Here is a 9786-nt window from a genome sequence, read left to right as displayed (position 1 = left end):
TTAATAGTGCCGGACGGCGCTTAGGACGAGGCGCATACTCTGCACAGATTGACCTGCGATGGAGTGGACCGGAGGGGTCTACCCAACGTGCGAGAAGAGAACGAATGATCGGGATTAAGGAAGATCTCTTTCCTACGCAATAAATAAAACCCCCGTGCCGGACTTCCGGCACGGGGGCATACGAGACTCATCCTTTTGTTACATCCGGGCACAACGTATATTAGCGTGAAATAACTAAGGAGGCTTTTACGGTGTATCGTTGTGCCGCAACCATACTTTTCTTCCTCACTTCTTCACTCTTCGGGGCAGCGCAGAGTTCTCCCCCCCTTCTTACAACGCGCATGCACGGATACTTAAACAACCTTGAATATTTTAAGGAGTACATGGAAGGCGAGCTTCTCCTTGGAACTGCAGGGGAAACAAAAATAACCTACACACCCCATGCGAATATTACCCTCGAAGCTGGAGTGTATCTTCGCAAACGAGCAGGTGATGATGCCTTTATATCACATATCGCTCCCATACTCTCCATAGCTTACACGCAAGGGGGGTACACAGCTACAGCTGGCAGTTTTTCGAGTGATCACGGCATACATGAGGCGCTCTATACGCCGGAGCAACGGTATAAAGAGGAGTATGACGAAGGTCTCAAGCTCTCTTGGAACATACCGGAAGCCTTTTCTGGATCTATTTGGGCAGTGATTAAACGTGAACACTCACCGAAATATCTTGAAAACCTTCATGTGGGCACACGCCTTCAGGCTTTTTTGCAAAATACAACCCTTGAAGGAGCGCTTTTATGGAATCATTATGGTGGACAGCAGTACAGTCCTGAAGGCCAATACATGCGCGATAATATTACGGGAAATATTTCCGCTGAACAACGCGTGCCTCTTTCCGGTACCTTTCCTCATACGCTTTTGATAGAAACCACCTTTCTTGGCTCTCTAGCAACTCCCAACCGACGCCGCATTGACCCTGAATATGGCATGGGGGGAATACTCCGATGTACCGGTCTTTTTCCTGCTAATATTCATGCATCCTACCAATTTTACCGCGGAGAAAACTACCAAACCTGGACAGGATTTCCCCTCTATGAAACGGACAGTCCCTACCATGTACTTGAAATTGGTCGACATCGTCTTCTTGGAGAACACATATCCGTCTCGTGGGGAGCTCGGTTTGATATTTTAGATATCGATTCCGGCATTGCAGACTATTTTGATGATACAGAACACCTGGTGTGGTTTGACATATCGACCACGCTTGTTCGTCCGCTCAAAGGGCTTGCCCCATGAAGATACTTGCCTTGATTCTTGCCGGTGGAAAAGGCTCTCGCGTAAAGCACCTTCTCTCTGATCGTGAAAAAATTAAGCCCATGCTTACCGTTGAAGGTGCTCCCTTAATTGACCATGTTATGAACCGTATTAATCCAGAGCGAGTTGATCGCGCCGTACTCTCCTTTGCAGGAGATGAATATGCAGAGCTGAACCACCGTATCACAGAAAAGGGAATTCCTCTGCTCTACCAAAAGGCACGACAACGACAACTCCCCACTCTGCTCGAACTCCCCTATCTACTGTACATGCAGTACTTCTTTTCTCAAGACAAAGCGTTTCTGCAAAGCTACGATGCGCTCTTACTGCTTCCGTGCGATATACTGGTACAACCCACGGAGCTGGAATCATTTCTTTCCCTCTATGAGACCTACGAAACTCCACAATCAAAGGCGCTCTATCTTTTCTCTAAAACTGCCGGTGAAAAAGAAAAGGCCGACCTATTTAAGGTCGACTCTTCAGGGAGAATTCTCTCCTACGGCAAAAAAAGAACGCCACGGTACGTGCCCATCAAGCGGGAATTTATCTTCTCTCACGACGATGTATTCAAAACCCTCTCCCCCTCCTTCTCGGGGCACGCCACATATCCGCGCGGATATATTTCTCTTCCGCTGGTTGGACAGACTTTGGCACGTCGAAACAAATACTTTCCCTTCGGAAGACCACGGGCTCTCCCAAAGGGAAAGCCCATACCTTCTAAGAACTTGTTTTTTCAGGAATAATAAAATATCCGATTAGATATGCAAAAAGAATTGCGGGCGTACCAAGACCGGAGAAAAACAGAATAACCGCTCCCAACCGAATAAGTACAGGATCAACATCACAATACTCTCCCACGCCAGCGCAAATTCCCGCAATAACCGAATTCTCTTTTGATCGATACAAACGTTTCATTTATCCCTCTCGGTGTATTTTAAAGATAAGGAAGGCTAAGGGAGGTAAATCAAGGCGAAAAGTATTACTTCTTCCATGAATTGGGGTTGGTTCCGTGGTGACTCCATTAAAATTCCCCATACCTTCACCACCATAGATCTCTGCATTGGAATTAAAGATCTCCTCATAGTATCCTGCCTCGTCGATACCGAAGGTATACCCATGGCGAACCACCGGTGTAAGGTTAAATACAAAAAGAAGCTTTTCGTCAAGGTCTGGATTCCCTCGGGTAAAGGAGAGTACGCAGTGATCACGATCTTGATAATCAACCCATTGAAAATTCTTCTCATGGGAGTAATCATAATTCCACAGAGATGAGTGAGAAAGATACAGCTGGTTTAAATCTGCAACCATTCGCTGCAACCGGCTATGAAAGATGCCACACGTAGATTCATCAAGAAGCCACCAGTCAATTTCCCGTTTTTCGTACCACTCATTGCGCATGCCAAATTCACCCCCCATAAACAGGAGCTTTTTCCCCGGATGTCCATACATCCATCCGTAGAGCATACGAAGATTGGCAAACTTCTGCCAGTCATCTCCGGGCATTTTTTCTAGGAGAGATTTTTTCCCATGAACCACTTCATCGTGAGAAAGCACCAGCATAAATTTTTCTGAGAAAGCATACCACAGGCAGTACGTAAGATCACCTTGATGAAATTTACGGTGTATGGGATCTTTTTCAAAATATTCTAAGGTATCATGCATCCACCCCATGTTCCATTTAAAATCAAAGCCGAGACCGCCTTGATTTGTAGGAGCGGTAACGCCGGGAAAGGCAGTACTCTCTTCAGCAATGGTGAGTACCCCGGGATGATATGCATGGACTGCATCGTTCGTTTTCCGAAGAAAGTCAATTGCTTCCAGATTCTCCACTCCACCATAATGATTGGGAATCCACTCCCCCTCTTCGCGGCTGTAGTTACGATACAGCATAGACGCAACCGCATCGATACGCAAACCGTCAATGTGAAATTTATCTATCCAGAATAGTGCATTTGACACAAGAAAGTTGCGAACTTCATTCCGGCCAAAATTAAAAATCAAGGTTCCCCAATCTGTATGAAACCCTTCACGAGGATCCTGATGTTCATACAGATGGGTTCCGTCAAAATAAGATAAGACGTGTTCATCCTTGGGAAAATGCCCCGGAACCCAGTCAAGAATAACCCCGATATCGTTTTGGTGGAGATAATCCACCAACTCTTGAAAATCCTGCGGTGTTCCAAAACGGTGGTTTACTGCATAAAAGCCCCCCACCTGATACCCCCAAGACGGCACAAAGGGATGCTCCTGTACAGGCATAAACTCCACATGCGTATAGTTCATTTCCTTCAAATAGGGAACTAAGGCACGACCAATCTCCTGGTAGGTGCAGTAGTCTGCCTCTTCATCGGGGCCATTCTTTTTCCATGAGCCAAGATGCAGCTCGTAAATAAGCATGGGGGCATTGGTCCAGTCCGTTTCTGCGCGCTTTTCCAACCATAGCTCATCCTGCCACTCATGGCGATCCAGGGATGAAACAATGCTGCCGTGATTGGGAAAGGGCTCCTGTCGATATCCATAGGGATCTGTTTTTAGGGTAAGATGGCCCGTGCCGCATTTTCGTATCTCATATTTGTAGACCGTATCTTCTCCGATATACGGGATAAAAATCTCCCATATGCCTGAGGCACCAAGCATCCGCATGGGGTGTTGACGTCCGTCCCATAGATTAAAGTTGCCTACCACAGAAACGCGATCTGCGTTAGGTGCCCACAGGGCAAACTGGGTTCCCGTAACACCTTCGTGCGTTATGGTGTGGGCCCCCATCACTTCATAGATGCAATTATTATTGCCTTGATTAAAAAGATAGAGATCATCCTCGGAGAGCACCGGGAGAAATGAGTACGGATCTGGTGTTACAAACTCATACCCCGTATCATAGGTAATGGCAAGATCATATGGAAAAATATCCTGCGTGTCTGGAATATAACCGGTAAAAATGGCCGTATCGTCTATACGTGTCAGTTCACAGAGAATAGAGGTTTCACCTCGTTTGCGAACTGCCACGGTGACCGCCCTATGCTGTACCGTGCGTACGGATACACCGGTTTCATCTCGATGCATTCCGAGCAAAGAAAAAGGATCTTTCAGAGAGTTTTCCAGAAGGCAAGAAATCTCTTCTGTGCTCAAAATGCCCGTTGTATCATGTTTCATATGGTATCACTCCAGGTAAGAATATTGTACTATAACGCTGTTATTTACTCAGTTACTTTGTCTCATAATGCAAGATAATACAGTAATATAGTTTCTCTGTCAAGCCACTTTCTTCTTCAAAAGATAATTTGTATATAATAGTTTTTTATTTTTACTATATATTAGAAGAAGAGTCCTTTTCTTCGTGGGGAACAGAGTATGAAAAAGCCCGTGGCATACCTTTTCTGTTTATTTTCACTCCTCGCAGCCTATGATATTCGCCATGTTGATTCCCACGACACCCTGGTGGTAGAATATACTCACCACTCCCATACCCTTACGGATACCCTCATCGGTGAAGAAAAATTCACCATAGTGCATGGTCCTGAAAAAGGAAGATTTCTCACAAAGGGCGCGCCCTTTCTTCCACGTACCGCTACGGTTCTTGCCCTTCCCAACCGTGCCACGCCCCAGGTTATTTCCGTAGATACAATCTATCGAAAAATCCCCCTTCCTGCACCCGTCATGCCCTCCCGGGGTAATATACTCCGCGCACAGGCACAGCAAAGCCACCCCCATCCTTCTTCTGACACCGTTGGAGGAGACTGGTTTCCCCGCTCACTCTATGATCTTGATACACCCCGCACGGTGCAAGGACAAGCTGAAGCAGTCCTTCGATTACACCCCTATCAATACAACCATGAAACCCAGACCCTCAGGGTCATTGATACCCTTCGTGTGCATATTACTCTTGACCATAGTACGGCCATGCGTCCCCTTTCATCTTCCCCACCTTCCATGGCAGCCCATGAAAGAAGTCGCCAACGACGCCATATAAACCCTCTTGCCGCACCGCCCTCTTCCGAAGAAGAACGTGACCGAATGCTGGTTCTTGCCCACCCCGATCACATACCCCTGCTTACAGAGTATGTACGGTGGAAAAATAAACGCGGCCTTGAGACCATAATACACCCCTACGCTGAGGAGTCCCCTGAGGAGATTCGCGAAATTTTTCGCACGGAATACCTCACACACGGCCTCACCTACGCCGTCATTATCGGTGACTGGGAGACAATCCCCTCTCTTATGGACACCTACTATGAACCAGGAGAACAGCCGGAACGAGTTTCGGAAGATCCTGCTTTGGGCATGTTTGAAGAAGGTTCTCTCTATGCCGATATATTCGTAGGACGAATTTCTGTTGAAACAGAGCAGGAGTTACAAACCTATCTGGAAAAAGTACTCACCTATGAAAAGTATCCCGAAGAAGGAGCAGACTGGTATCAATCAGCCACCGGTATTGGAAGCAGAGAGGGACGCCCCGCAGATTATCGTTGGATCGCCGATTCAATTCACGCTCCCTTGGCTGAATATGGCTTTACCACCCTTGATACGATATTTGAACTCAAAAACGGTACGGAGGATGACCTTTCCACCTATATCAACGAAGGGCGAAGCCTCATAAATTTCATGGGACACGGAGACAACCGCGGCTTTGGATTTACAAGCGGATTTTGGTATACAGCTGAACATATAGACAGCTTAAAAAACAACCATCGTCTTCCTTGGATCATTCCTCTTGCCTGTAATGTGGGCCAATTTAAGGGCCGCACCGTTGTTGCAGAAGAATGGATTCGGAAAGAAAAAGGCGGCGCCATAGCCATTGTCGGCTCAAGCCCTCTTATGCACTGGTACCCCCCGCAACTAGCCCAGGTGGACATGAACCGCCGTATCGCCTCCGGTGATGATCTCTCCATGGGTGAAATATTTTACGCCGGCAAGGCAACCATGCTTGACCATCAAGGAGAAGCAGGCAAAAAAACAGCTCGTACCTGGATTTTCTTTGGCGATCCATCACTGCCCCTTTTCACTGCTCCACCACGGGCTATCACCCCTGAATACACTCCTCGTTTTACTCAAAAGGATTCACGGCTTACTCTCTCTGCACCATCCGGGAGCAGAGTAACTATCTATGGAGAAAAGAACGGTATTCTTACCACAGAGATCATGAAGGAAACCGAAACAACGCTCCAGTTTACCCCCGCCATACCGGAAGACTCTCTCTTCCTTACCATAACAGGGAAAAACCGGCTCCCCTACCGGGGAATCATCTTTCCCAGTGATCGATCTTCCCTAATTTCCACAGATGAAAACACATCCAATTCACTCAGCCTTACCATGGCAGACAGACACCGCCTGCAGGGAACAGTACCGCAAGACGGCACCTACGAAATACAACTCTATACCCTGCGGGGAGAACGCGTCCTCGTGCAGAAACAGTCGTTGCAAGCAGGAGCGTGGGAACTCCCCCTCCACGAACATTCCTTGGCCGCTCAGACCTACATCGTACGGTTGAAAGGATCAGGCCACCATATCAGCCGCCGTATCCGTATTCCCTCATTATGAAAGATGACGCCATGCACGGAGAAGATCACCGTGCGTATCTATAAATTCTCGACCATCCATGGTAATACGTCTGGCCTGTAAAAGATAGGGAAAGCCCTTGTGCGGCGAAGCGCCATACTTACAATCCCCAACCAGAGGGTGACCCATATGGGCACAGGCAAGACGAATCTGATGCGTTCTTCCCGTACATAACTCCACTTCGCACAGGGTATACCCGCCTTTTTGTTCCACAGGCCAATAGCGTGTATGAACAAACCGGGCTCCTGAAGCCTGCGCAGACACAAGAACACTTCTGTTACTTCGCGCATCTTTTTTCTGGTAGGCACGCACTGCACCAGGGGCCGGCACCGCTCCCTCCACCACCGCATAGTAAAACTTATGAATACGCCTTTCCCGCATCGCCTGATTAAGCTCACGCAACATGGTTGGCGTTTTCCCAAACATAACAAGCCCTTCCGTATTTCTATCCAGCCGGTTCACACACGCGGGAGTGAATATGGAAGAGGTATATGAGGCTAGATAGGAAGTTACACGTGTGGTCAAACTATCCTCCTGTTTTGCCGCCGCCGGATGCGTCAAAAGCCCCACAGGCTTATGTACCACGAGAAGCTCTTCATCCTCAAAGATAATCGACAGGGGATGAGACTGTACCTGCGCCTCTTCTTTTTGTGCAGAACTGTCCTGCAATGTTTCCAGGGTTTCAGAGCTCAAACGCAGGGTAAGTACATCACCGCACCGCAGAACCTGCGCTGCCTCTGCGCGCCTATCATTGATACGAACCACTTTTTTTCGAATAAGCTTTTGAATATTTCCGAGGCTGGAGCGAGTAAGATACTTGCGTAAAAATCGATCGAGGCGCTGATCTGCTTCATGGTCTGTAATTTTAATTTTTCTCATATGCAGTGGTTGGTTCGGGTATTATTTTGTAGGAGCTTCTTCACGGGAATATATATGAATCTGCTTGAAATAAACGATCTTGCCCTGAGTTTTCCCTCCACGGATGGCAGAATCCGCGTGATTGACGGCATACATCTCTCCATAGAGCCGGGCCAAACGCACTGTCTTGTCGGAGAGTCTGGATGTGGCAAATCCCTTACGGCTCGTGCAATCCTCAACCTTCTTCCTCCAACGGCACAGATAGAGAGAGGGGCTATCCATTTCAACGGAACAAACCTACTCACATGCAGCAAAAGGGAACTACGAACCATTCGCGGCGGTGATATTGGCACCATATTCCAAGACCCAATGAACTCACTCAACCCCGTATTTACCTGTGGAGATCAAGTACGGGAGAGTTTGCAAATTCACCGTGGATATACCCCCCGCGAGGCCCAGAAAAAAACCGTGGAGCTCTTTGATCTTGTGCGTATTCCCTCACCGGAACTCCGCACGCGACAGTATCCCCATGAGCTCTCCGGGGGAATGCGACAACGGGTCATGATTGCCATGGCCCTGGCATGTGAACCAAAACTGCTCATTGCCGATGAGCCCACCACTGCCCTGGACGTTACTGTGCAAGATCGTATTCTTTCCGTCCTGAGTACCCTGCGGAAGGAGCTAAATATCGCCATTCTCTTTATCACCCATGATCTTGGCGTTGTATCCCGTATTGGAGATGTCACCACCGTACTGTACGCAGGGAGAAATTGCGAATACGGGGCGACAGAGTCACTCCTAAAAAAACCTCTGCATCCCTACACTCAAGGGCTTCTTCGGGCAGTACCACGGCTCACAACCCATGCAGAAGAGCTGCTCCCCATACCGGGATCTATCGCCGATGCCCCCTTGGGAGCGCAGGCATGCCTCTTTGCCTCACGATGCCCACACTGCATGGCGCAATGCAGTGAAGCCACCCCAAGGGAAGTTCTCACACAGGGACACCGTGTATCCTGTGTGCTCTACGAGGAGGAAAAATGATCTTGCGCGTACGTGACCTCTACAAAGACTTTCCCATTTATTCTGGTATCGTTCGACGTAAAGAAACAGGGGTTATTCATGCCGTCCGTGGGGTAAGCTTTTCTCTCTCTGCAGGTGAAACCCTTGCTGTGGTGGGAGAATCGGGGTGCGGAAAATCAACCCTCGCTCGATCAATTATCGGTCTTTCAGAACCAACCGCAGGGCAGGTATTCCTCTGTAATGAGGAGTGTACCGGCTTGCGTGGTGCCGCTCGACGGCGGCAAAGAAAAAATATACAACTCATTTTTCAAAATGCTCTCAGCTCTCTCAATCCGCGCCGCACGGTATTGCAATCCGTGGTAGAACCCCTTGAAATACACACGAGGCTCTCAAAACGGGAGCGTATCACCCGGGCAGAAGCCCTCTTAGAACGGGTTGGTATTCCGCTGAAAACACGACACAACCTCCCCCACCAGTTTTCAGGCGGCCAGTGTCAACGCATTTGTTTGGCACGAGCCCTCACCCTAAACCCAGCCTGTCTTATTGCTGATGAAGCCGTATCAGCCCTTGATGTGTCTGTGCAGGCCCAAATCTTGAATCTCCTTACAGAGCTACAGGAAGAATTTCACTTAGCCATGCTTTTTATTTCCCACGATATTGCGGTGGTACGGCAGGTAGCAACACGTATCCTTGTAATGTATCAAGGAGAAGTTGTTGAATCAGGCCCAACAGAAACTCTTCTCACCGCGCCGCAGCATCCCTACACAAAACTGCTTTTGGCAGCGGTTCCCACCGTGGGAGACGCCCCCACACCGCCTCAGACTTCACAGGCTCTTCAAGATACCCAGGTAGATACGGAAGCGGGGTGTTTGTTTTATCATCGATGCCCCCAGGGCAGGCCGGAATGTACAAAAGAGCATCCCCCCGTACGTGAAAATGCAGACGGTCATGGGGTACGATGCTTTCGTCCATAAGAAAGAAGACAATTCTTCCAGAAGAATACTGCCATATATATATTACTGTACACTTACCCTAC

General features: G+C 48.4%; 8 protein-coding genes. 5 read left to right on the top strand and 3 right to left on the bottom strand.

Annotated elements, in window-relative coordinates; all coding sequences use genetic code 11:
* Nucleotides 1-251 precede the first annotated feature (251 nt).
* Entirely contained in the window at nt 252-1298 is a 1047-nt protein-coding gene (locus CALK_RS04380) for a hypothetical protein (RefSeq protein WP_022636449.1), read from the top strand.
* Nucleotides 1295-2059, top strand: coding sequence for an NTP transferase domain-containing protein (locus tag CALK_RS04375; RefSeq protein ID WP_022636448.1), 765 nt, complete (start codon nt 1295-1297; stop codon nt 2057-2059). The genes CALK_RS04380 and CALK_RS04375 overlap by 4 nt, the downstream gene beginning before the upstream one ends.
* Here CALK_RS04375 and CALK_RS04370 read toward each other — a convergent pair.
* Together CALK_RS04370 and glgB are read right to left on the bottom strand one after the other, a co-directional pair.
* Nucleotides 2034-2231, bottom strand: coding sequence for a PspC domain-containing protein (locus CALK_RS04370; protein ID WP_022636447.1), 198 nt, complete (start codon nt 2229-2231; stop codon nt 2034-2036). The genes CALK_RS04375 and CALK_RS04370 overlap by 26 nt on opposite strands.
* Complete coding sequence (gene glgB, locus CALK_RS04365; protein WP_022636446.1) at nt 2232-4469, bottom strand: 1,4-alpha-glucan branching protein GlgB; 2238 nt, start codon at nt 4467-4469, stop codon at nt 2232-2234.
* A 198-nt stretch (nt 4470-4667) separates the two neighbouring features.
* On the opposite strand from glgB, the gene CALK_RS04360 reads away from it, so the two are divergent.
* Nucleotides 4668-6854 (top strand): C25 family cysteine peptidase, encoded by a 2187-nt coding sequence (locus CALK_RS04360; protein WP_022636445.1) that lies wholly within the window; start codon nt 4668-4670, stop codon nt 6852-6854.
* Here CALK_RS04360 and CALK_RS04355 read toward each other — a convergent pair.
* Entirely contained in the window at nt 6849-7751 is a 903-nt protein-coding gene (locus CALK_RS04355) for an RluA family pseudouridine synthase (protein ID WP_022636444.1), read from the bottom strand. The two genes, CALK_RS04360 and CALK_RS04355, sit on opposite strands and share 6 nt — an antisense overlap.
* A gap of 54 nt (nt 7752-7805) precedes the next feature.
* On the opposite strand from CALK_RS04355, the gene CALK_RS04350 reads away from it, so the two are divergent.
* Nucleotides 7806-8771, top strand: a complete 966-nt coding sequence (locus tag CALK_RS04350; RefSeq protein ID WP_022636443.1) for an ABC transporter ATP-binding protein — start codon at nt 7806-7808, stop codon at nt 8769-8771.
* The gene (locus tag CALK_RS04345; RefSeq protein WP_022636442.1) at nt 8768-9724 is read left to right on the top strand and encodes an ABC transporter ATP-binding protein; all 957 of its coding nucleotides are present in this window, start codon (nt 8768-8770) and stop codon (nt 9722-9724) included. Before CALK_RS04350 ends, CALK_RS04345 begins: the two co-directional genes overlap by 4 nt.
* The last annotated feature ends 62 nt before the right edge of the window (nt 9725-9786 follow it).

This window comes from Chitinivibrio alkaliphilus ACht1 (assembly GCF_000474745.1).
Lineage (GTDB): Bacteria > Fibrobacterota > Chitinivibrionia > Chitinivibrionales > Chitinivibrionaceae > Chitinivibrio > Chitinivibrio alkaliphilus.
Note: the sequence above shows the minus strand (reverse complement) of the source record. Positions and strands in the feature narration are given on the sequence as shown.

Excerpts from the sequence above, each read along its gene's own strand:
- CALK_RS04375 (WP_022636448.1), top strand. The coding sequence starts at position 1,295 with ATGAAGATACTTGCCTTGATTCTTGCCGGTGGAAAAGGCTCTCGCGTA.
- CALK_RS04370 (WP_022636447.1), bottom strand. The coding sequence starts at position 2,231 with ATGAAACGTTTGTATCGATCAAAAGAGAATTCGGTTATTGCGGGAATT.
- glgB (WP_022636446.1), bottom strand. The coding sequence starts at position 4,469 with ATGAAACATGATACAACGGGCATTTTGAGCACAGAAGAGATTTCTTGC.
- CALK_RS04360 (WP_022636445.1), top strand. The coding sequence starts at position 4,668 with ATGAAAAAGCCCGTGGCATACCTTTTCTGTTTATTTTCACTCCTCGCA.
- CALK_RS04355 (WP_022636444.1), bottom strand. The coding sequence starts at position 7,751 with ATGAGAAAAATTAAAATTACAGACCATGAAGCAGATCAGCGCCTCGAT.
- CALK_RS04350 (WP_022636443.1), top strand. The coding sequence starts at position 7,806 with ATGAATCTGCTTGAAATAAACGATCTTGCCCTGAGTTTTCCCTCCACG.
- CALK_RS04345 (WP_022636442.1), top strand. The coding sequence starts at position 8,768 with ATGATCTTGCGCGTACGTGACCTCTACAAAGACTTTCCCATTTATTCT.